Source organism: Corynebacterium sp. CNJ-954 (assembly GCF_001942345.1).
In the GTDB taxonomy this organism is placed as follows: Bacteria; Actinomycetota; Actinomycetes; order Mycobacteriales; family Mycobacteriaceae; genus Corynebacterium.
This window is the reverse complement of sequence record NZ_MKKI01000042.1, coordinates 119,994-141,747: the sequence shown is the minus strand read 5'-3', so window position 1 is coordinate 141,747 and position 21,754 is coordinate 119,994. Positions and strand designations below refer to the sequence as shown.

At 66.6% G+C, this 21,754-nt stretch carries 20 protein-coding genes and 1 pseudogene; 15 read left to right on the top strand and 6 right to left on the bottom strand.

What is annotated here, in order from left to right; genetic code table 11:
- Positions 1–137: 137 nt before the first annotated feature.
- Complete coding sequence (locus BJF89_RS13355; RefSeq protein WP_255372654.1) at positions 138–692, bottom strand: PolC-type DNA polymerase III; 555 nt, start codon at positions 690–692, stop codon at positions 138–140.
- 421 nt (positions 693–1,113) lie between these two features.
- Here BJF89_RS13355 and BJF89_RS13350 point away from each other — a divergent pair, with 421 nt between their 5' ends.
- The 5 genes and pseudogenes from BJF89_RS13350 (at position 1,114) to BJF89_RS13330 (ending at position 6,036) form a co-directional block, all read left to right on the top strand.
- Positions 1,114–1,722: an NlpC/P60 family protein gene (locus tag BJF89_RS13350; protein ID WP_075815593.1), complete on the top strand. Its 609-nt coding sequence runs from the start codon at positions 1,114–1,116 to the stop codon at positions 1,720–1,722.
- Between the two features lie 159 nt (positions 1,723–1,881).
- On the top strand, positions 1,882–3,006 hold the full coding sequence (locus BJF89_RS13345) for an NlpC/P60 family protein (RefSeq protein ID WP_075815592.1): 1,125 nt from the start codon (positions 1,882–1,884) through the stop codon (positions 3,004–3,006).
- A 22-nt stretch (positions 3,007–3,028) separates the two neighbouring features.
- Entirely contained in the window at positions 3,029–4,213 is a 1,185-nt protein-coding gene (locus tag BJF89_RS13340) for a glycosyltransferase family 4 protein (protein WP_075815591.1), read from the top strand.
- Positions 4,214–4,269: 56 nt separating this feature from the next.
- Positions 4,270–5,241: an ROK family protein gene (locus BJF89_RS13335; RefSeq protein WP_075815590.1), complete on the top strand. Its 972-nt coding sequence runs from the start codon at positions 4,270–4,272 to the stop codon at positions 5,239–5,241.
- Positions 5,242–5,254: 13 nt separating this feature from the next.
- Positions 5,255–6,036 (top strand): annotated as a pseudogene (locus BJF89_RS13330) (lysophospholipid acyltransferase family protein).
- On the opposite strand, the gene BJF89_RS13325 reads toward BJF89_RS13330, so the two are convergent.
- Positions 5,939–7,291 (bottom strand): glycosyltransferase 87 family protein, encoded by a 1,353-nt coding sequence (locus BJF89_RS13325; RefSeq protein WP_075815589.1) that lies wholly within the window; start codon positions 7,289–7,291, stop codon positions 5,939–5,941. The pseudogene BJF89_RS13330 and the gene BJF89_RS13325 sit on opposite strands and share 98 nt — an antisense overlap.
- A gap of 68 nt (positions 7,292–7,359) precedes the next feature.
- Here BJF89_RS13325 and BJF89_RS13320 point away from each other — a divergent pair, with 68 nt between their 5' ends.
- Genes BJF89_RS13320 through BJF89_RS13310 form a run of 3 tightly spaced genes read left to right on the top strand, consistent with a single transcriptional unit; the run spans position 7,360 to position 10,467 of the window.
- Positions 7,360–8,526, top strand: coding sequence for an acyltransferase family protein (locus BJF89_RS13320; RefSeq protein ID WP_075815588.1), 1,167 nt, complete (start codon positions 7,360–7,362; stop codon positions 8,524–8,526).
- A gap of 11 nt (positions 8,527–8,537) precedes the next feature.
- The gene (locus tag BJF89_RS13315; protein WP_075815587.1) at positions 8,538–9,035 is read left to right on the top strand and encodes a polyadenylate-specific 3'-exoribonuclease AS; all 498 of its coding nucleotides are present in this window, start codon (positions 8,538–8,540) and stop codon (positions 9,033–9,035) included.
- 43 nt (positions 9,036–9,078) lie between these two features.
- The gene (locus BJF89_RS13310; RefSeq protein WP_075815586.1) at positions 9,079–10,467 is read left to right on the top strand and encodes a class II 3-deoxy-7-phosphoheptulonate synthase; all 1,389 of its coding nucleotides are present in this window, start codon (positions 9,079–9,081) and stop codon (positions 10,465–10,467) included.
- A gap of 26 nt (positions 10,468–10,493) precedes the next feature.
- On the opposite strand, the gene pknB is transcribed toward BJF89_RS13310, so the two are convergent.
- A complete protein-coding gene (pknB, locus tag BJF89_RS13305; protein ID WP_075815585.1) occupies positions 10,494–12,704 on the bottom strand; it encodes a Stk1 family PASTA domain-containing Ser/Thr kinase in 2,211 nt (736 codons plus the stop codon).
- Between the two features lie 187 nt (positions 12,705–12,891).
- Here pknB and BJF89_RS18920 point away from each other — a divergent pair, with 187 nt between their 5' ends.
- Positions 12,892–13,242, top strand: a complete 351-nt coding sequence (locus tag BJF89_RS18920; RefSeq protein WP_369803732.1) for an Rv2175c family DNA-binding protein — start codon at positions 12,892–12,894, stop codon at positions 13,240–13,242.
- Here the strand turns inward: BJF89_RS18920 and BJF89_RS13295 are convergent.
- Together BJF89_RS13295 and BJF89_RS13290 are read right to left on the bottom strand one after the other, a co-directional pair.
- A complete protein-coding gene (locus BJF89_RS13295) occupies positions 13,156–14,751 on the bottom strand; it encodes an alpha-(1->6)-mannopyranosyltransferase A (RefSeq protein WP_075815584.1) in 1,596 nt (531 codons plus the stop codon). The genes BJF89_RS18920 and BJF89_RS13295 overlap by 87 nt on opposite strands.
- Positions 14,752–14,754: 3 nt before the next feature.
- Positions 14,755–15,879 (bottom strand): polyprenyl synthetase family protein, encoded by a 1,125-nt coding sequence (locus tag BJF89_RS13290; RefSeq protein WP_075815583.1) that lies wholly within the window; start codon positions 15,877–15,879, stop codon positions 14,755–14,757.
- Between the two features lie 129 nt (positions 15,880–16,008).
- On the opposite strand from BJF89_RS13290, the gene BJF89_RS13285 reads away from it, so the two are divergent.
- The gene (locus BJF89_RS13285; RefSeq protein ID WP_075815582.1) at positions 16,009–16,998 is read left to right on the top strand and encodes a methylenetetrahydrofolate reductase; all 990 of its coding nucleotides are present in this window, start codon (positions 16,009–16,011) and stop codon (positions 16,996–16,998) included.
- A gap of 9 nt (positions 16,999–17,007) precedes the next feature.
- Here the strand turns inward: BJF89_RS13285 and BJF89_RS13280 are convergent, their stop codons facing one another.
- Positions 17,008–17,607 (bottom strand): GNAT family N-acetyltransferase, encoded by a 600-nt coding sequence (locus tag BJF89_RS13280; RefSeq protein ID WP_075815581.1) that lies wholly within the window; start codon positions 17,605–17,607, stop codon positions 17,008–17,010.
- 163 nt (positions 17,608–17,770) lie between these two features.
- Between BJF89_RS13280 and BJF89_RS13275 the strand changes: the two genes are divergently transcribed.
- From BJF89_RS13275 to BJF89_RS13255, 5 genes are all read left to right on the top strand, one after another.
- Entirely contained in the window at positions 17,771–18,208 is a 438-nt protein-coding gene (locus BJF89_RS13275) for an SAV_6107 family HEPN domain-containing protein (protein WP_075815580.1), read from the top strand.
- A gap of 131 nt (positions 18,209–18,339) precedes the next feature.
- Positions 18,340–18,732, top strand: coding sequence for a DUF3040 domain-containing protein (locus tag BJF89_RS13270; RefSeq protein WP_075815579.1), 393 nt, complete (start codon positions 18,340–18,342; stop codon positions 18,730–18,732).
- 454 nt (positions 18,733–19,186) lie between these two features.
- On the top strand, positions 19,187–19,618 hold the full coding sequence (mraZ, locus tag BJF89_RS13265) for a division/cell wall cluster transcriptional repressor MraZ (RefSeq protein WP_075815577.1): 432 nt from the start codon (positions 19,187–19,189) through the stop codon (positions 19,616–19,618).
- A 207-nt stretch (positions 19,619–19,825) separates the two neighbouring features.
- The gene (gene rsmH, locus BJF89_RS13260; RefSeq protein ID WP_075815575.1) at positions 19,826–20,881 is read left to right on the top strand and encodes a 16S rRNA (cytosine(1402)-N(4))-methyltransferase RsmH; all 1,056 of its coding nucleotides are present in this window, start codon (positions 19,826–19,828) and stop codon (positions 20,879–20,881) included.
- Positions 20,878–21,585 carry a hypothetical protein gene (locus BJF89_RS13255; RefSeq protein ID WP_075815573.1) on the top strand — a complete coding sequence of 236 codons (708 nt, stop codon included), beginning with the start codon at positions 20,878–20,880 and terminating at the stop codon, positions 21,583–21,585. Before rsmH ends, BJF89_RS13255 begins: the two co-directional genes overlap by 4 nt.
- Positions 21,586–21,754 lie beyond the last annotated feature (169 nt).

Below are 21,754 nucleotides of genomic sequence, written 5' to 3'. Positions count from 1 at the left end.
TCCCCGCGTCCTGAGACCTTGTTGTGGGGCAACGGTGGCCGGGTGGCGCCGAAGCGGTGCGGCATCGGCCTCTTCTACAACGCCGTCGGACCCGTACTCCCGTCAAGGACCTGTGACTGAGAGTGGACGGTGACCGGTCAACGGGAGATCCGGTGCAGGTAGGTCAGTAGTTCCGCGGTGGCGAGTACATCGTCCACGGCGCGGTGTGACGGTCTGTGGTGGAGACTGAGAGCATCCGCCAGTGTCGAGAGCCTGTAGCGCCCGACCAGTTCACGTGGGATGAGTGCCCGCGCCGTACGTGCCGTACAGATCGTGTCAGCCGACTCTACCGGGCTTGTCGCGCCGTGCCGCCGGTACTCGGCGGATACAAAGGCGATGTCGAAGGCGACATTGTGGCCGACGACCGTCCTGCCGTCGGTGATCGAGGCGACCGCGTCGAGGACGTCACCGAACCCGGGCTTGCCCACCAGGTCGCGCCCAGTGATTCCGGTCAGCCGGGAGATCTCGTCGGGGAGCGGTTGTCCGGGGTCGACAAGGGTGTGGAACTCCTCGGCGGGGCTCCCGTTACGGAGACGCAGCGCGGCGATCTCGATGATTCTCCCCTCGGTGGGATCGAGGCCTGTGGTTTCGCAGTCGATGATGATGCAGTCGGCCAGTGCGGCATCGAGGCTACGACGGAGAGTGCTTGTCACAGTTACGCAGTCTACGGGGAGGCCCGGACACGGAGCGCGCAACCGGACGACTAGAGCGGCGGACAGTGTGGCGCATGTGGTTGATGAGGTGCTGAACCGTCACGGGAGCGCGAATGTGATGAGTATCACATCATGGTTTTTCGGCGTGGTCCGGAATTTATGAGGAGCGTGCGGTCGACGGTGTCGTCGCACGTGTTCCTGCAGGTGAGCGTCCTGCGTGCGTCCGAGGGGCGGTGCCGGGGACATTGAGTCAAGCTTTGGTCGCGATTCGGTAACGGTTAAATAACGAAGCGCTCACGGCGCGGTCACGGTCCGATGGTTGGACAAGGTCTGCCACGTTTCGTAATCTTCTCGTGACCTTAAGGGGAGCGACGTGACGTTCCCGGCTCCCCGACAGCAATCAGGAAAGGCAACATCCCTCATGGGCAAGCACCGTATGAAGAAGGACCACTCCCGCCGCAACGCAGTCGCCGTTGCTGCAGTGGGTATGGGCGCCGTCATCGCCCTGCCTGCCACCGCTCAGGCAGTCACCGTCGAGGTTCCGAACACCGACATCAGCGTCGATGTTCCGAACGAGGCCGTGGACTTCGCCAAGCAGCACGTGGACGTGGACCCCTTCCTCGCGGCGGCCGATCAGGTCTCCGCGCCCTCCCTGGGTGGAAGCGACGCCGTTTCCGCCCCGAACAGTGTCGGTCAGAAGATCGCCGACGCCGCAATGTCCAAGCAGGGCGCTCCCTACTCCTGGGGCGCCGCCGGTCCGAACGCTTTCGACTGCTCCGGTCTGACCAGCTGGGCACACCAGCAGGTCGGTAAGTCGATCCCGCGGACCTCCGGAGAGCAGGCGGCATCGGGCACCCCGGTCTCGCTCGACGCTCTCCAGCCCGGCGATGTCGTCTCCTACTACTCCGGCGCATCCCACGTGGCGATCTACATCGGCGACGGTAAGGTCGTCCAGGCACTCAACGAGGGCTCCCCGGTTCAGGTCAACGACCTCAACTACATGCCCGTCAACAACGCGGTCCGGTTCTAGGACGTCAGACCGTGTCTTGTCGCCCCGGTGAGGCGGTACCCGCAGTGGTACCCCCTCTCGGGGCGCGTCGTGTGTCTGAGTACAGCTCCCGGGCACAGTTGTGGCAGTATATCGACGTTGTATAGAGAGACAAGCGAAGAGGTTTCAGAGACAGTGAGCATGATCCGCCCGTCCGGGCACCGTAGTTCCACACGCGGCACACCGACCCGTCTCGTCGTCGGCATCGGCACGGCGGTCGCGCTCACTGTGGCATCGACCTCCGTCGTCGCAGCGGATCCCGCCGCGCCGGCCCCTGCAGACGCCGTTGACACCTCACCCCTCCCGGATGACGCAGACGGGCTTCTCGAGCGTCTCGCCGAGGTCTCGCGCCAGGCGCAGGAAGCCAGCGACGAGGTGCAGGAGAACTCCCGTGCGCTCGACGACACCCGTGCACAGCTCGACCGCGCAAACCGCGCGGCCAAGTACTACTCGGCGGAGTCCCAGCGGGCCAGGGCCGATGTTGAAGCGAACCGCGGGCCGGTCACGGAGCTCTCGCAGTCTCTCTACCGTGGTGCCGTCATCGACCCCGTCTCAGCGATGGCCGGTTCGGCGAACCCACAGGACGCGATTGACCGGCGTGCCTTCGCGAGCGCCTTGAACGCCGATCGCACCAACACCCTCTCCACCTTCCAGGACGGTCTGAAGAAGGCCGCTGACCTGGAATCCAAGGCGAACCGCTCCAAGGCCTCCGCAGACTTCCAGCTCAACCAGCTTGAGATCCGCCAGGGGCAGCTCGACGAGCGGACCCGTGACCTCGACGGGCTGAAGAAGGACATCTCCACCGCGGTGGACGGCCTCAGCCCGGACCAGAAGCAGCGCTGGGTGGACCGCAACGGGCCCATCGACGTCGACGTCGAGGAGTTCCTGGGCAAGGTCGCAGGCGCAGCCGGGGATGCGGTCAGCAACGCAGGAGGTGCCGTGGGCGCCGCGATGGGCAAGTTGGGCTCGCCCTACTCCTGGGGCGCCACCGGCCCCGATTCCTTCGACTGCTCCGGCCTGATGTTCTGGGCCTACCAGCAGATCGGAAAGTCGGTTCCGCGCACCTCTTCGGCGCAGGTGGCCGGCGGGACCTCGGTCTCCCGCGGCGAACTTCAGCCGGGCGACATCGTCGGGTTCTACCCGGGCGTCACCCATGTAGGCATGTACATCGGCGACGGCAAGATCGTCCACGCCTCCGACTACGGCATCCCGGTCCAGGTCGTGAGCGTCGACAGCATGCCCTTCGCCGGCGCCGCCCGCTACTGACCGGTCGCCGGACGCTTCCGTCGTGGACTCCCGCGTACTCCTCGTCACCAATGACTTCCCTCCGACCGTCGGCGGGATCCAGAGTTATCTGCGTGATTACTGCGCGGAGCTGGAACGGCGGCAACCCGGCCGGTTGACCGTCTTCGCATCCACCCAGGATGCGTCAGCAGCGGCCTCCTATGACGCACAACTGCCGTTCGATGTCGTGCGGTGGCCACGCTCGGTGATGCTGCCGACGCCGGCGACGGCGCGCCGCATGGCCGGAGTGATCAGGGAGCGGGGGATCGGCACCGTGTGGTTCGGGTCGTCAACTCCGTTGGCGCTGATGGGTGGATGTGCACGGCGGGCCGGGGCCCGTCGCGTCGTCGCGTCCACCCACGGCCACGAAGTGGGGTGGTCGATGGTCCCCGGGGGCCGCGGTGTCCTCCGGATGATCGGTCGCAGGACCGACTGCCTGACCTACGTGTCCCGTTACGCGCGAAACAGGTTCGCGTCCGCCTTCGGGCCCGATGTGGCGTGGGAACCGATGCCCGGCGGTGTGGACACCTCGGTGTTCCGTCCCGACCCCGAGGGGCGTGGACGGGTCCGCCGGCGCCTGGGGATCGACGACCGGCGTGTCATCGTCTGCGTGTCGCGTGTCGTGCCGAGGAAAGGCCAGGACACTCTGGTCGAGGCGATGCCGGATGTCTTGGCGCAGGTGCCTGACGCCCACCTGCTGATCGTCGGTCCCGGCGACTACGCGGAGAAGCTGGCCTCCCGCGCAGCCGGGCTCGGCCTGTCTGACCGTGTGACCGTCACGGGTCCCGTCGACTACGGGGAACTCGTCGCCCACTACTGTGCCGGGGACGTTTTCGCCATGCCCGTCCGCACACAGGGCGGTGGGTTCAGCGTGGAGGGGCTGGGGATCGTGTTCCTGGAGTCCCAGGCATGCGGGGTCCCCACCATCGCAGGGTCCGGTGGCGGCGCCCCGGAGACGGTGCAGGACGGGGTCACCGGCGATGTCGTGGACGGAGGCGACGTCGGGGCGGTCGCGGCGTCTGTGTCAGCGTTGCTCACGGACGCTGAGCGTGCCCGCCGGTATGCCGCGGCCGGCCAGTCGTACGTCCGGGACGCATGGAACTGGGACGTCCTCGGCGCGCAGCTCGTCTCGGTGCTCGACGGTGACGCGGGCCGTCCCGGCCGCCACAGTTGGAACTGGCGGGTGTGACCGATAGCCTGGACAGGTTGTGCCGGGACGCCGGTGCGCGACGTACAGGAGGACAAGTGACGCAACTGACCATCGGCATCGATATCGGGGGGACGAATCTCCGTGCCGCGGTGGTCGACCCGGCTGGGCACGTGCTCGACATCGAGCAGCTACCCACCCCGTCCACGGTCGACTCCCTCGAGACCGCGATAGCGCACGCGGTCGGGACCCTCCGCCGGCGTCACACCGTCGGTGCCGTCGGGCTCGCTGTGGCCGGATTCATCACCGCCGACCAGGAGCGGGTCCGCTTCGCCCCGCACCTGCCGTGGCGTGACCGTGACGTGCGCGAGCGACTGTCCCGGCGGCTCGGTCTGCCCGTCATCCTGGAACACGACGCCAATGCGGCGGCCTGGGGAGAGCAGATCCTGGGCCCGGGACGGGATGCTGCGACATGGGTCCTCTTCGCCGTCGGGACAGGCATCGGAGGTGCGCTGGTCCATGAGGGCGCCCTCTACCGTGGAGCCTACGGAACCGCACCCGAGTTCGGGCATCTGACCGTCGTTCCAGGAGGGCGTGCGTGCCCGTGCGGAAAGCGGGGGTGTCTGGAACGCTACTGTTCCGGCAGCGCACTGGAGACCACTGCGCTGGAGTACATCGCCACCGGGCGCCACCCGGACAGTATGCTCGCCGGAATTTTCCACTCTCGTCCGGAGGAGATCACGGGACGGAGCGTCGTCCGGCTCGCCAGGGACGGCGATCCACTGGCGAAGGAGGTCATCGACGACTTCGCCCTGTGGCTCGGCCGTGGTCTCTCCGCCGTGCAGGAGATCCTCGATCCCGAACTGATCGTCCTGGGTGGGGGCGTCTCCGCCGACGCGGACCTGTACCTGCCAGGAGCCAGGGCCGAGATGGAGGCGTCGGTGGTCGGCGCCGGTTTCCGTCCGCTCGCCCGCGTGGAAGCGGCCTCCCTGGGTTCCGAGGCAGGTATGATCGGCGTGGCGCTTCTTGCCGGGCAGACTCAGCTGAGTCCGTCCTCGACCGGCTTGTGAAAGGGATAGATCAGTGCAGAACCGCACCTACTGGTGGTTGAAGAATGTGGTCATCGGACCGTGGCTGTGGCTCTACAACCGGCCATTCGCCCGTGGCCTGGACAGGATCCCCTCCGAGGGGCCGGTGATCCTGGCTTCGAACCACCTGGCGGTGATGGACTCGCTGTACTTCCCGTTGCTCTCGAAACGCCAGCTGACGTTCCTGGCGAAGAAGGAGTACTTCACCACCCCGGGATTCGCCGGCGGTATCCAGAAGTGGTTCTTCTCCTCGGTGGGCCAGGTCCCCATCGACCGGAAGGACAAGGACTCCCAGGACGCGGCCCTGGAGACGGCACTGCGGGTGCTGGAGAAGGGCGACCCGCTGGGAATGTACCCCGAGGGCACCCGCTCGCCGGACGGCCGCCTGTACCGCGGGAAGACCGGGATGGCCAGGATTGCCCTCGCCTCCGGCGCGACGGTGTACCCGGTGGCGATGATCGACTCCGAGAAGGCGAATGTCGCAGGCTCCTGGATGTTGCGGCCCCACCGGGTCGGTGTCGTCGTCGGTGACCCGATCGACCCTGCGGACTTCGCTGACCACGGGGACGACGACTACGCCCGTGCACGGGCCCTGACCGACTACACGATGGAGAGGCTCGCGGAACTGTCGGGGCAGGAGTACGTCGACAGCGTCTACGCCGCGGACGCAAGGAGTCACTCACTGCTGGGAAGGGGTACCCGGAGGGGACTGAACCGGGGACGGGCCGGGTGCTGGGGACGAAGCCCCGTCCCCGTTTCCTCCACCACCGCCTCTGACACCGTGGCCTCCGCCCGGGCGCAGTGCCCGTGGACGGACACCGGCGACTCCGAGCCAGACGACGGCGACCAGAACATACTCGGATCCGAGTACCTTCATCCACCATGCCCAGTCGAGCTCGGCATCGTGCGCCGACGGGAGGTACACGTGCACCGGGAATGCCGTGGCGCTCAGCGCGAGCAGGAGTGCAAGGACCGTGAGGGGGATGGCGGCGCTGCGGGTGTGCCGGCGCGTCCAGAGCGACGCGCCGACGACCAGCAGCATCGGCATGACCCACACCCAGTGATGCGCCCAGGAGACGGGGGAGACCAGCAGCGCCAGCAGTGCGTTGGTGCACACGGCGGCGGTCATCGCACCGACGGCAATGAGACGCAGCATGACCAGGGCCACGATGATGACGGTTACCACGGCGAGGACGTACCACAGGGTCGTCTGGAGCGGGTCACCGGTGAAACGGGCCAGGAATCCGCGCAGCGACTGATTGGCGGAGTAGGCGAGCCCGCCGATGCGGGAGGGGTCGCTGATGGTCTCCGTCCAGTACTGCCGGGAGTCGGTCGGCAGGATCAGCCAGGCGACGGCGGTGACCGCGATGCCGGAGACCACGCTGGTGACCGCAGGACCCCACTGCCGACGCAGCAGGAAGTATAGGCCGAATACCGCGGGGGTGAGTTTGAGCGCCGCCGCGAATCCGATGAGCATGCCCCGCGGCCAGGGGGTCCGGGGGAGAAGCAGGTCCGCGGCGACCATGAGCATCAGCAGGACGTTGATCTGGCCGAACTCCAGTGTGTGGGTGACGGGCCAGAGCCATACTGCGACGGGGAGCGCCGCGAGTGCGGTGAGGACGAGTTGACGCCTGGTGGGGGTCGGCCGTGTGCGGCCCACCTGCTCCGCGGCAAGTGCTCCGACGACGATCATCACGGTCATGGCCAGTCCGACGATGCTCAGGACGGTGAATGCGAGATAGCCCAGTGTCCCCGGTACCAGTGCCAGGGGAGCGAAGACGAGCGCGGACAACGGAGGGTAGGTGAAAGGCAGGGTGATGCCCTGTGCCTGAAAACTCTGGTTGTAGAGGGAGGCCCCGTCGAGGGCGGCACGGCCTCCTCCGCGGTAGATGTCGTAGTCGAAGTGGTAGGTGAAGGTGTTGTCGCTGAGGACGAACCGGAGAATACCGATGACGGTCACCGTGAGGACGACGCCGATGTACCAGCGGGTGGCGGTACGTCGGCGTCGTGACGGAGTGCTGCGTTTTTCCACAGTGGTTGACTCTATATCAGGGCACACTCAATTGATTCTTCCGCACTGATCGGGCACCCTGGAGTTTCGTGTCAGACACTTCCAGAACCCCGGCCGTCGACACCCGCGACACCCGCGACCCTGTTTCGCCTCGTGCAGCGGGTAGCTCAGCGAGCGGTGCGGCGAACCGCCTCCTGTGGGCGGACTGTGCCAAGGGGTTGTCGATCATCGGTGTCTGTTACATGCATGTGGTCACCGGGGTCCCGGGCGGGACATCGACTGCGTGGAACTGGTTCAACGAATTCATGGACCCGATCCGGATGCCGTTGTTCTTCGTGATCTCGGGACTGTTCGCCCACCGTGTGATCGAGAGGACGCTGGGGGACCTGTGGTACCGCAGGCTCTGGTTCCTGCTGGTGCCCTACCTGGTCTTCACCCCTGTACAGGCGGCGATCCGGCTCAACATGGCCGATGACCTGAGCTGGGCCAGTCTCGCGCGGGCCATCCTGCTGGGGGACCCGGGGATCTGGTTCCTCTACGTCCTGATGATCTTCAACATCCTCGCCTGCGTGCTCCGGCGTGTGCCGCCCGTCGGGGCCGTCGCGTTGTCGTTCCTCCCGGCGCTGGTGGTCGCAGCTGTGGGGTGGACGGCGTACCCGGAGATCACGCACATCACCCAGTACGCCCCGGCCTTCTTCCTGGGTCTGCACTTCCGGCACCTCTTCTTCAGGATCGCCGCCCACGCGGGGAATCTGGCGGTGATTGCTGCGTCCGTCGTCGTTTTCGCCGGTTGGGAGTGGGTCTACTCCCTGGCCGCCGACTACGTGCGCCCGGACGGCTGGTCCACCGGCGAGGCGTCGGTCATGAGCCTGCTGGCCCTGGTCCGCATCATCACCGCGGTGCCGGTGGGGATCCTCGTGGCGACGTGGATCTCGCGCACTCCCGGGTTGTCCACCGTCATCGCGGCGATCGGGCGCAACACGCTGCCGATCTACGTCTCCCACCACGCGGCCCTGCATATCGTCACCAACCGTGTCGTCCCTGCCCTGATCGACTCTGATCCGGTGGTCTGGGGCTTCCTGGGGGGCATGAACGCGATGATCATCACCGGTCTGTTGACCTGTGTGGTGACCGGTTTCGTCTTCTACCTCGTGGGGAGGACGCCGGTGCTCAAGTGGGTTCTGCACCCGCCGGCACTGCCGCGCCGTACTAAGACGGGGGACCGTGAAGACAACCGGGTGAGCGTCCGGGTCTAGACTTACGTGCCGTGCGATATTTCTACGACACCGAGTTCATCGAGGACGGCACCACCATCGACCTGGTGTCGATCGGTGTGGTGGCCGAGGACGGCCGGGAGTTCTACGCCGTCTCGACCGAGTTCAAGGAGCGCAAGGCCGGCGACTGGGTGCGCCGCAACGTCCTGCCGTTGCTGCCTCCCCGTACCGACCCGGCGTGGATGTCCAGGGCTGAGATCCGTTCCCGGTTGTTCGCTTTCCTGGTGCCCGGCCACCGGCAGGGTGACTGGTTGCCCGCGTCCCGACGCCCGGAGCTCTGGGCATGGGTCGGCGCCTACGACCATGTGGCTCTCGCACAACTGTGGGGTGACATGACGCAGCTTCCCCAGGAGCTTCCCCGGTTCACCCGGGAGCTCAAGCAGCTCTGGGAGTCGGCGGGGCGTCCCGAACTGCCGGATCCGCCGACCCGGGCACATGATGCTCTCGAGGATGCGCGTGCCAATGTGGTGAAGTTCCGCCTGTCAAGATAGGGCAGTTCACCATTCGGGCACGGCGTCTCGTAAGATGACGCGCATGGGTTGGACAATTGACGCACCTCTCGAAGAGCTTCCTGATCTGCCGCCGCTGCCCGGCGACCTCGAACGGGTCTTTCAGGACACCATCGCACGCGACGCGAAGCAGCAGCCGTCGTGGGATCAGGGCCATGCCGACCGCGTGCGCAAGATCCTGGAGTCCGTGCCTCCGATTGTCGTGGCACCGGAGATCCGGCGCCTGAAGACGCAGCTCGCCGAGGTTGCGCGCGGCAAGGCGTTCCTGCTGCAGGGAGGGGACTGCGCGGAGACTTTCGAGTCCAACACCGAGCCGCACATCCGCGGCAACGTCAAGACCCTCCTGCAGATGGCCGTGGTGCTGACCTACGGCGCCTCCACCCCGGTGGTGAAGATGGCGCGCATCGCCGGTCAGTACTCCAAGCCGCGGTCCGCGGACCGCGATTCCAACGGACTGCTGAACTACCGTGGCGACCTCGTCAACGGTATCGGTGCCACCGAAGAGGAACGGCGCCACGACCCGTCCCGCATGGTGCGTGCCTACGCCAACTCGGGTGCCGCGATGAACCTCGTGCGGGCACTGACCAGCTCGGGCACCGCCGACCTGGCCAAGCTGCACGAATGGAACCGTGAATTCGTCGCCAACTCCCGCGCCGGCGCCCGTTACGAGGCGCTGGCAGGTGAGATCGAGCGTGGTCTGGAGTTCATGAGCGCCTGCGGGGTGTCCGACTCCACGCTGCAGACGGCCGACATCTACTGCTCACACGAAGCCCTGGTGCGTGACTACGAGCGTGCGATGCTCCGTCTGGCCCACGGGGAGGACGGCGAGGACGTGCTGTACAACCTCTCCGCCCACCAGATCTGGATCGGTGAGCGCACACGCGGTCTCGACGACTTCCACATCGCCTTCGCCGCGATGGTGGGCAACCCGGTCGGTGTGAAGATCGGACCGACGACCACTCCGGAGGAGGCGGTCGCCTACGTCCAGAAGCTCGATCCCCGGAATGAACCGGGCACGCTGACCCTGATCACACGCATGGGCTACGACAAGATCCGGGACGTCCTGCCTCCGATCGTCGAGGCTGTTGAAGCGACCGGACACAAGGTCATCTGGCAGTGCGATCCGATGCACGGAAACACCTACACCTCGTCCAACGGCTACAAGACCCGCGACTTCGACCGCATCATCGATGAGGTCCAGGGGTTCTTCGAGGTGCACCGGGCCGCCGGTTCCCACCCCGGTGGGGTCCACATCGAGTTCACCGGTGAGGACGTCACCGAGGTGGTCGGTGGAGCGCAGGACATCACCGACCTGGATCTCCCGTCACGGTACGCGACTGTGGTGGATCCCCGCCTGAACACCCAGCAGGCCCTCGAGTTGTCCTTCCTCGTGGCGGAGATGCTGCGTAAGTAAGATCCCCGCCGGGCCGGACCGGCAGTCTACAGGGTCCGGACCGTGACCGTGTCGCCGACGGCGGCGCGTGAGGTCGGCCCCGGAGACTGGGTGATCACACGCCCGTCCTCCCGCCCGTCGACCGTGACCTTCAGGCCCTCGTCTTCGAGGGCTTTTGTCGCGCTGTCCACTGACCGTCCGATGACGAAGGGCACCCGGACCATGGTCGATTCCCGCAGCGTGACCGTCGTCGACTCCGAGGGGTCGACACGGGTTCCTGCTGAAGGTTCCTGGTCGGCGATGTCACCGCGGGAGACGGAGGCGTCTGACACCCCGTCGCCGGTACCGGGGGACAGGCCGAGGTCGCGCAGTTCCGCGGCAGCCTCGTCGGCACTCATACCCTCCAGGTCCGGCACGGTGATCGCATTGGAGAGGATCAGGGTGACCGGGGAGGAACCGGGAATCTCGCTTCCGGCGTCGACGTCGGTACCGATGGCGTCCCCACCGTCGACGTCCTTGTCGAACCGGCGTTCGACGTCACCGACCTCCAGACCTGCGGACTCGATCGCCCGACGCGCCTGACGCTCGGACATGCCGGAGACGTCCGGCACTTTCACCGGCTTCGCGCCTTTACTGACCTTGACGGTGACCTCGGTCCCGGTGTCCACCGCCTGTCCTGCCCTGGGGGTAACCTCGGCGACGATACCCGACCTGACGTCGTCGGAGTACACAGATTCCCCGACGGTCCAGGTTAACGTCCTGTCGGACAACTTCGCCTGGTAGGCGGAGAGGTTGTCGGTCGCTCCCGGGGTAGGGACGGTGGGACGGCCCTGGGAGACGAGGACCGCGACGTCATCGCCGCGCAACGCCCGTTCGCCCGCGTCGGGGTCCGTTCCGGTCACGGTCTCCTCCGGCTCATCATCGGAGTAGACCTCGCTGACGGTGGCGGTGAACCCGGCCGCCTCGACCGCCGCACGGGCGCCCGAGACATCCTGACCGAGGACCTGGGGGATTTCACCGTACCGGCCGGACGTCACCCACCAACCCGCGACGGCGACCCCGATCACGAGGATGACGAGCAGGACACCCCAGATCAGCGTGGCTGCGCTGCCGCGGTTGGTCAACGGCCGGGAGCGGGGAGGCGTGTATTCCTGAACCTCGGACTGGTCGTCACCGGGTTGCTGAGGTCCGGGGGGATAGTCCGGGTCAGGGGTGGGTGAGACCTGGGGAACGAGGTTGGTTTCGGCGGTGTGTGCCGCCGGGAGGTCATCGCGGGTCTTGGTGGTCCCGGTGGCGAACATGCTGGTGGCCATGGCGTCGTCGTCCCAACTCAACCGGTCCGAGACGACAGACCCCTCCAGCGCGCGGTGGACGGCGCTGGCCGTGGGCGCGGGGACCTGGAAGTCGGGAAGGCCGAGATCGCGGCGGGTGTCCCGGACAGCGGCCAGGAAGGCGCCCCCGTCGACGAAACGTTCGGCGGGGTTCTGGCGTGTGGCCCGAAGGACCAGGTCATCGAGCTCTGGCGGGACGCCTGCGATGAGACCCGACGGTGGGGGAACCTCGTTGTCGAGTCGCATCAACGCGGTCTCTTCGGGTGAGGAGCCCCGGAACGGGGTCCGTCCGGTGAGGAGTTCGAACAGCAGGATGCCGGCGGAGTAGACGTCGCCCTCCGGGCCCACATGTCCGCCCCGGACCTGTTCGGGGGAGAGGTAGGCGGCGGTGCCGATCACCGGCCCCCCGGACGAGACGTCACGACGGGAGGCACGGACCAGCCCGAAGTCGGCGAGTTTGACCTGGTGGTCGTCCCGGATGAGGACGTTGTCCGGTTTCACGTCCCGGTGGACCATCCCCTCGTGGTGTGCCAGGGCGAGAGCCTCGAGGACCGGACCCATCACCGCCAGTGCCGCGTGCGGTGGCATGGGACCGCGTTCGCGAAGGAGCTCGCGCAGCGTACCTCCAGGCACCAGCTCCATGACCAGGAACACATGGTCCCCGTCCGGACGGTGGTCAACCCCCTGGTCGAAGACGTTGACCAGGCACGGGTGGTTCAGGCGGGCCACGGCCCGCGCCTCGCGTTCAAACCGCGCACGGAACGCGGGCTCCCGGGCGAAACCCGGGTCGAGGACCTTGGCGGCGAGGTCGCGGTCCAGTCTGGTGTCGACGCAGTGGTAGACCACCGACATTCCTCCGCGGGCGATCGTCTCGCCGATGCGGTACCGGTTGTCCAACAGGTCCCCCGGTCGCAGCTGGGATTCCATGATGTTCGACCCGCCTCCTTTCATTTACGGCTACCGGGGAAGTATACGGGGCAGTCCGGGAAAGTCGGGAGGACGGGATAGGGTGGATGCCGTGAGTACGAATAACAACAGCGACAATCCTGACGTCACCTCCGGGTCCGACCGTGCCGACGAGGGGGCGGTGGCGGGACGTGAGCTCACGTCCGCCGTGTCGGGACTCCCGGCTGGTGAACGGGTCCTCAACGTCCCTGAAACCGCAGAACTGCTCGGTGTCCTGGTGACCCGGGTCATGGATGACCTCAACAGTCACCGTCTGGTGGCGGTGCAGGTGGACGGCGTCCGGCAGATTCCGGCGCGGTTCTTCACCGACGCCGGTGACATCAACCGGTTCCTGCCCGGTCTCATCGCCCTGTTGGCGGACGGGGGTTACTCGGACGAGGAGATCCTGGAGTTCCTGTTCACCGAGGACGGGTCACTGCCGGGGCGTCCTGTCGACGCTCTCCACGGGCACCTCGCCAGGGAGGTCATGCGTCGTGCCCAGGCGATGGCCATCGGCTGAGTCCCTGAGACAGGTGGTGGCGGTCCACCACATCACGACTCCGATGACGATGAGCCACCACAGTGAGTAGAGGCGGTTGTTGCCGCCTCCGTCGAAGGTCATGGACATGACCATCGACAACCAGGCCACGACGATCACCGCACGGCGGTCACGGACCCAGACCCCGAAGAGCGCCAGCGGTGCCATGTAGTACCAGGGCAGGACGACGGCATTGAGGACGCAGGTCACCGCATAGGCGGCTGTCGCACCGACCATGGCGTCACGCGGCCCGCGCCGCCAGATGAGCCAGCAGACCACGAGCCCCAGCAGCATCAGCGCCATCGTGACCGGCCGCAGGACCGCGACGATCTCGTTGAAGTAGATCTCCTCGTTGACCAGGCTCAACGGCCGCACGAGGAAACCGGCCAGCAGGGACGCCAGGGAGAGGGGGTTGATGACCTTGGTGTTTCCGCTGATTTCGGCGACCCAACCCCAGGTCTGGCCGCTCGCCCAGGTGATCACGACGACGGACGCCAGCATCACCACGGCGGAACCGAGCCCACCGATCAGCATTGTCACCAGGCGGGCGGGGGTGAACTGACGGAGATCCCGGAGGATCTCCCGGAGGCGACGGCGGGGGGCATCCTCACCGGGGAGTGTGCCGGCGCGTCGTGCCACGAAGACCCAGACCAGGAACGGCAGTGCGAACAGGGCGGTCGCTTTCAGTGAGACACCGGCTCCGATCAGGGCCGATCCGTAGACCAGACCACGCACCGGTGCGGCTCGCAGGCCGAGGAGCAGTCCGGCGCAGACGAGGGCCATCATGGTGACCTCGTTGTGCATGCCGCCGATGAAATGGATGACAGCGAGGGGGTTGGCCACCCCGATCCATACCGCGAGGTGCGGCGAGGACCCGAGTTGCCGGGCCAGGCCGGCCACCGCCCAGGCGAGGACGGCGAAGCTGGCCAACGAGAGGATCTTGTAGACGATGATCCCCGCGGTGATGTTGTCCCCGGTGATCCGTGTGATACCTTCCCCGATCCACAGGTGGAGCGGGCCGTACGGCGTCGTCGTGTTCCGCCAGTCCCCGCTCACCTCGAAGAACATGCGGCCGGGATTGGCGGAGGCGCCGACATCGTAGGCGTTGAACCCGTCGCGGGCGAGGGTGCCCTGCATCAGGTAGGAGTAGATGTCACGGCTCATCAGCGGCCCGGCGAAGAACAACGGTGCGACCCAGGCGATGAGCGTCCGGGCTCCCAGCGCTTCCCCCAGGCGGACGATCCGTCCGCCGACCACGATCCAGGAGAGGATCATCAGCAGGATCGCCACCCACATGAATACGACGACGATCCCGTACAGGTGCCCGAACCCCAGGTTCGACCACCCCAGTTCCTGGAGGACCCCGCCGCGGTTGCGGGTCGCTCCCACCGAGTGGGAACACAACGCCAGCAGGACCGAACCGATCACTCCGAGCAGGACGGCGCGGCGACGCGGCATGTCGCGGACCCGGGCTCCGACGGTTCTCAGCACGGTTCAGCTCCTCCTCTCGGTGAGCTGCTCGGCGACGGTGATGAGCTCCTCGGTCACCGAGGCACCGAGTCCGCCGTGGCGGAGGGTGCCGATGGCACGGTCGGTGAGCGACCGGATACGTGCGGTGGTGTCGTCGGCGGCTCCGGAGTCCACGATGATCGCACGGAGGTCGTCCACCTCCGACTCAGACGTGACTGTGCCGATACCGGCACGCAGCCGGGCCGCGGCGGCCGGGTCGGTGGCGTCGGCGGCGCGCAGGGCGGTCGCGGCGAGGTACGTCCGTTTCCCGGAGCGGAGGTCGTCACCGGACGCCTTCCCGGTGACGACGGGGTCACCGAAGACCCCGAGATAGTCGTCCTCCAGCTGGAAGGCGATGCCGATGTCACGGCCCGCGGCGCGCAGCATCTGCACCGTCCGCTCGGGAGCGTCCACGAGGGCGGCACCGAGGTGCAGTGGCCGTTCCACGGTGTAGGCGGCGGTCTTGTAGGTGTTGACCTTCGCGGACGCCTCAGGATCTTCGGAACCGCTGGCCTCCACCGAGATGTCGAGCATCTGTCCGGCGATGACCTCCGTGCGCATCGCACGCCAGGGTGTCCGGGCGCGCAGCAGGGACTCGGCCGAGATTCCGGAGTCGGCGAGCATGTCGTCCGCCCAGGCGAAGGCGAGGTCGCCGACGAGGATGGCCTGACTGACCCCGTAGTCACCGGCATCACCGTGCCACTGGTCGCGGCGGTGGCGCGACTCGAAGGAACGGTGGACAGTGGGGCGTCCTCGGCGGGTGTCCGAGTGGTCGATGATGTCGTCGTGTATCAGCGCACACGCCTGGATGAACTCCAGGGAACTGACGGCGGCGATCAGGTTGTCTGCGTCGGTCGCGTGGTCGAGCCGTCCTCCACCGCCTTCCAGTGCGGCGCGGACACCGGCCCAGGCGAAGAGTGGACGGAGTCGTTTGCCACCGACGACGAACCCGCCGAGTTCGGTGATGCCCTGTGCGATGACGGGGTCGATGCCGTCGAACTCCGCGTGCCTGGCAGCCAGGAACTCCGCGAGGGTGTCGTCGACGACAGGGGGGACGTCGGTCAGCGGCGCGTCGACGTGCCAGGTCTTCGTCGGGGCGGCGTCGGCCATCGGTGGGTCCTCCGTAACTAGGTGGGGGAGCGCATTCGCGTCCGGTTCCACCCAATAGTAGGGACCGTGGTGGGGAAAGCAGACCTCGACCTGCCGGAGGCGGGGGAGGGTCTTCTAGGATGGGGCCCTATGGTCAATGAAACTCACCGCCCCGCCCCGGCGAGCCTGCAGGTCGCCGTCGCAGACACCCTCAAGTGGGGTACGCCTGGACGCGTCCCGTTTTCGGTGGAGTTCATGCCCCCGCGCAACGACGCTGCAGAGCAGCGTCTCTGGTCCGCAGCGGAGGCATTTCACGACCTCGGCGCCAGTTTCGTGTCGGTGACGTACGGTGCCGGGGGGTCGAGCAGGGAGCGCACGGAGCGGGTGGCGTCCCGGTTGGCGGTCAAACCGTTGACGACGTTGCTTCACCTCACCCTGGTCGACCACCGGGAGGAGGAGCTCCGCGACATTCTGCGCGAGTTCGCCTCACTGGGACTGACGAACCTGTTGGCCTTACGGGGCGACCCTCCGGGCGACCCGATGGGGGACTGGACGCCGGTCGACGGGGGGCTCAACTTCGCCCACGAGTTGATCGAGCTTGTACGGTCCATACCCGAATGCGCCGACTTCGACATCGGTATCGCGTCTTTCCCCGAAGGGCACTACCGCGCGGGGAGTCTGGAGGATGACACCCGTTATACGCTGCAGAAACTGCGGGCGGGGGCCAGCTACTCCATTACCCAGATGTTCTTCGACGTCGACCACTACCTCCGGTTGCGGGATCGGTTGGCGGCTGCGGACCCGGTGCATGGTGCGAAACCGATCATTCCCGGTCTGATGCCGATCACCTCGTTGAAGTCGGTACGTCGGCAGTTGGAGCTGTCCGGTGCCTCGTTGCCGAAGGAGCTCGATGATCTGCTGACCCGTGCCGCTGCCGGTGATGAGGTGAAGAACGCCGCGGGGATCCGTGAGGCAGGTATCGAGGTCACGTCGAGGATGGCGGAGCGACTCATCGCTGAGGGGGCACCCGACCTGCACTTCATGACGATGAACAACGTCCGCGCAACCCAGGAGGTGCTCCATAACCTGGGGATGGCGCCGGCATGGGGTCCTGAGCTGGGCCAGGACATGGTACGGTGACGCGCCCCGTCAGGTGCGGGTGAGAGCGAGGACCCCGAACGGCCGAGGGTCGGAGCCGAACCGGAATCCCCGCAGGACATCCCGGAAGCCGGTGTCACGGTAGAGGGACCATGCGGCATTGGCTTCGTCGGCGACTTCCGGGGTGGAGAGCAGGGAGACCGGTCGGTGGAGATGGGGAAGAAGCGTGGTGAGCATTCTCCGGCCGATTCCTCGTCCCTGGTAGTCGGGATGCACATGGACTTCGGAGATCTCGTCGTAGTCCGCGAGCAGGGCGTCGGCCTCCTCGGACGTGTGACCGGCGGAGATCAGCCCGCGGTGCACTTCCCTGTACCACCAGCTGGAGCAGTCACCCGGGAAACCGTAGGCCACCCCGACCGCACGGTGTGCTGAGCTTCCGGTGTCGGGTAGCGACCGGGACGGGTGGATCAGTGCGACCACACAGCTGAACCCTGGTTTCCGGGCATTGGCCAACCAGAGTTGTCGACGCTGGTGGAAGGTCTCCGGCGGGTACGACATCGCCCGCAGGTGGATGTCGACAAGCTGGTCAATGCGGCGGACATAGTCCTGCACCGGAAGGGTGCATACGCTGATCTGGTGGTCGTCGGTCACCTCTCCATTGTGGCAAACGGATCGGACGGGCTCGCACAAACGGCCAAACTCGAACATACGTTCTAAATGGTGCTGCGGCCCGCGTTCCGTGTCCGGTTGTCTTCGTACCGTGAGGGACATCAACACCGGTCAACGGACGGGACGGTTCGGGAAGGAGGCGGGCATGGCACAGGGAGCTGCCGGCAATGTTGCCAGGATGAACAGGTCGCACAAGGGTGGGGCCGTTCCGCCGGACACATTCGTGATCGAGGCGGAGCGACTGCTTGAGCTCAGTCGCACGGACCTCGTCCGTGAGGAACGGTTGACATGGGCGTACCGTGCCGCGCTGCGCGCAGCAGGTGCGGTCATCCAGTTCGCCAGGAAGAAGCGACGGAGACTGCCGCCGGGAAGTGCATGGGAAAAGGTGCGGGCACTCGCCGGAGATGAGGAGATGGAGACCTGGTGCCGGCGCTTCGCTCCGCATGCCCGCCTGGTCGCCCAGGTGGAGATGGGACTGGTTCCTGACCTGTCGGAAGCGCAGGTGACCGAGGTGTACCAGGATGCCTGCGACTTCCTCGATGTCGTCCGGGGTCGCGTCGGCTACCTGCCTGAGGTTGCGTGACGGTGGGAAGGCGGTCCTGGGGTAGGCTGAAAGACATCAGTACGGAACTTTTTCCACCCATCGTGCGTTGAGACGGTAGAGAAAGAACTTCCGGTAAATATCGACACCCGACACCTCAGGGGAGGACGATCGTGGCCCTTTCAGAACAGGAACGGCGCATGCTGCAGGAGATCGAGCAGGCGCTGATTGCCGACGACCCTAACCTTGCCAGGCAGGCCGCCGGAGACGGTCCGGCCGGCGGTGGCTTCAGCATTGGAATCCGCTCGGTCGCGGTGTTCCTCCTCGGCGTGTGTCTCCTCATCGCCGGCATCGCGTTGTCCCAGAACAGTCTCTGGTTTGTGGCCCTCGGCGTCGTCGGTTTCCTCGTGATGTTCGGCGGCGGGCTGCTGGCTTTCCGTGGGGGTGGCGCGTCGGGCTCCGGTGCTGGGAAATCAGGGCCGCCGTCCGGGAAGTCAGGCTCCGGGCCGAAGAGCGGTGGTGTCGCTGACCGTATGGAGGACAGCTTCCGGAAGCGGTTCGAATAGTTTACTGCGGGTTTCCGTAATCCCGCGCACCCCACGGGCGGGCTCCGATCAGTGATCGGGGCCCGCCCGTTTTGTCGTGTCCGGTTGACGACGACCCTCATGCCCCCGTGTGCCCCACAATGCCCCACTGTGCCGTCAGGAACCGCTCGAAGTCGGTCAACGGGGTCCGACGTGCCCAATATCCGCTGCTGTCGTGGAAAAAGACCCCACCTTCCCCCACTGTGCTGAAATTCTTATAATCACAGTTCAAAGCGGTAATCTTGCGGGCTATCCGCCACTACGACGGTGCGCAGTGCGATTTTTGTGGTCTTCTGTGACTCGTGGGCTAGTCACTGTGGTTGGAAGTGGGGTACTGTGGGGCGCACTGGGGCAGACTGGTCCCGGGACAACTTCACAGAGAACGCATACGGCAACAACGTCTCAGATGTCCGGATGACCGGGGAAGGGGGCCGACATGTTCTTCGGCACTTTCACCCCGAAGCTCGACGACAAGGGTCGGTTGACCTTGCCCGCCAAGTTCCGCGAGCAGTTGGCGGACGGGCTGGTCGTCGTCAACGGGCAGGACCACAGCCTCGCTGTCCACACCAGGGCGGAATTCCAGGTGCGCGCCGCGAAAGCAGCGGCGGCGTCACGGGCGAACCCGCAGGCGAGGGCATACGTCAGGAACCTGGCGGCGAGCGCCGATGAGCAGGAGCTCGACAAGCAGGGGAGGATAACCCTCTCCGCCGGGCACCGGAGTTACGCGGGCCTCAACAAGGACTGCGTCGTCATCGGTTCGGTCGACTTCATCGAGATCTGGGACGCGGCGGCCTGGGAGGCCTACCTGGAAGAGCATGAGTCCACTTTCGCCGACGGCGATGACGACTCTCTCACCGGGATCCTCTGACAGTCGTTGGTGACCGCCGTATGCCCCGCGACGCCGGTGGGACTGTGTGCCGGCCCTCATCTGCGCGGACGACCTTGATTTGATGTACTTCCCCGACATCAAACGGGCCCGTGCAGGTGAGGCCCCGTGTACAGTCCCGGCGGCGTTGTGATGACCACGTGAAGTGAACAGGACCGGACAACCGCCCCTGAAGAAAGGACCTCCTCGATGACCGTCGCCGATGACGACAAGAACGCACGCGTCTCTGGCGAGCACGGGCATGTCCCGGTCATGCGTGACCGTATGGTGGAACTCGTCGGTGAGGGGGTGGCCTCGTCCGGGGCACCGGAGACACCCGTGATCGTCGACGGGACCCTGGGGGCGGGGGGACACACCGAGGTGTTCCTTGAGAGCTTCCCCCAGGCGGTGGTCGTCGGCCTCGACCGCGATCCCGCCGCGCTGACCCAGGCACGGGAGCGACTGTCGCGTTTCGGCGACCGGTTTCTCGCTTACCGCACCAGGTTCGACGGACTCGGGGACGCACTGGACACGCTGGTGGACGACGGAAAACTTCCGGAGACCGTCCGGGAGGTCGGCGTCTCAGGCTACCTCTTCGATCTCGGTGTGTCGTCGATGCAGCTGGATCAGGCGGACCGCGGGTTCGCCTATGCACAGGACGCACCGCTGGACATGAGGATGGACCCGGATCTGCCGACCACGGCCGCCGACATCCTCAACAACTACGCACACGGGGACCTGGCGCGGATCCTGAAGACCTACGGAGATGAGCGCTTCGCAGGGAAAATCGCCTCCGCGGTCCTTCGTGAGCGCGAGTCGGAGCCGTTCACGACCTCAGGGCGCCTGGTTGAACTGCTCTACCGCACGATCCCGGCGGCGTCCCGGCGCACCGGGGGGCACCCTGCCAAGCGCACTTTCCAGGCCCTTCGGGTTGAGGTGAACGCAGAGTTGGATTCCCTGGCTGCAGTCATCCCCGAGGCGACGGCACGCCTCCATGTCGGAGGCGTCGCGGTTTTCATGAGTTACCAGTCCCTGGAGGACCGCATCGTCAAGAAGGCTCTCGCCGACCTGACGGTGGACCACACCCCGCCGGGACTACCTGTCGCCCTGCCCGACTACGCCCCGGATTTCGAGCTGGTCACCCGGGGTTCGGAGAAAGCCGCCGAGGCTGAGATCGAGCAGAACCCACGGGCGGCGCCCGTCCGGGTCAGGGCAGTCCGACGAATCCAGCAGACACACCGAGACGCACAGCGAGGAACCAGATGAGCACCGCCACCGCAGCCCGTCAGCGCACCCGCCAACGCACCAGCGTAACCGGGCACGACGACCACAGGTCCGCCGTCGTCACCCCGTCGCCCCGGCGTGAAGATCGCCGCCGTACCCACGCCAGCCCCGTCAGGCGGCGGGGCTCCAGGCAGCAGGTGACGGTCCGGGGGCGCCGGATCGCCGTCCCGTCCGCAGCTGAGCGTTCAGTGGTGCGGACCTGGGTGGTCCTGCTCGCGCTGTTCGTCGCCGGAGTCGCGTTCGCCATGTACCTCTCAGGAAAGACGACGGAGCAGTCCTTCCAGCTCTCCGAGGCGGAAGCGACGAGCACGACGTTGTCCAATGAGCTGGAGTCGTTGCACCGCGACGTGGAGGACGCGTCCTCCACCCAGCGTATTGCGGCCGAGGCGTCGCGACTGGGCATGGTCGTCCCCGGCCAGGCGGGCGTGCTTGACGTCAACGGCGACGACGTCAATGAACTCCGGGCCGCCGACCCTGAGGCGACCCGCCCGGTGACCGACATCAACGGCGAGGTCCGTGCCCAGCGCCCGACCAGTGACCCGGAGGCGACCGGGCAGGTTCCGGGACTCGCCCCGCAGGCCCTGGACAACGGTGGCGACGGGCGCGACAACCCGGGCGGTGACTCCGCGGCACCGGCCGGCGAGGGGCAGCGTGGTTCCGACTCGACCGGTGAACTTCCGTACTGACAGCACAGCCGACAAGACACGCCCCCGTCCAATGCCCCGGGTGTGGCACCCGTGCTAGGACAATGGACGGGATGAATCGACCGGGTTTCATGTCCGGTCGACAGGATCATGCTGTGAGCATCATGGAAGGGAGAGGTCACATTGGCCGAGGACAGGGACCGAAGGCAGT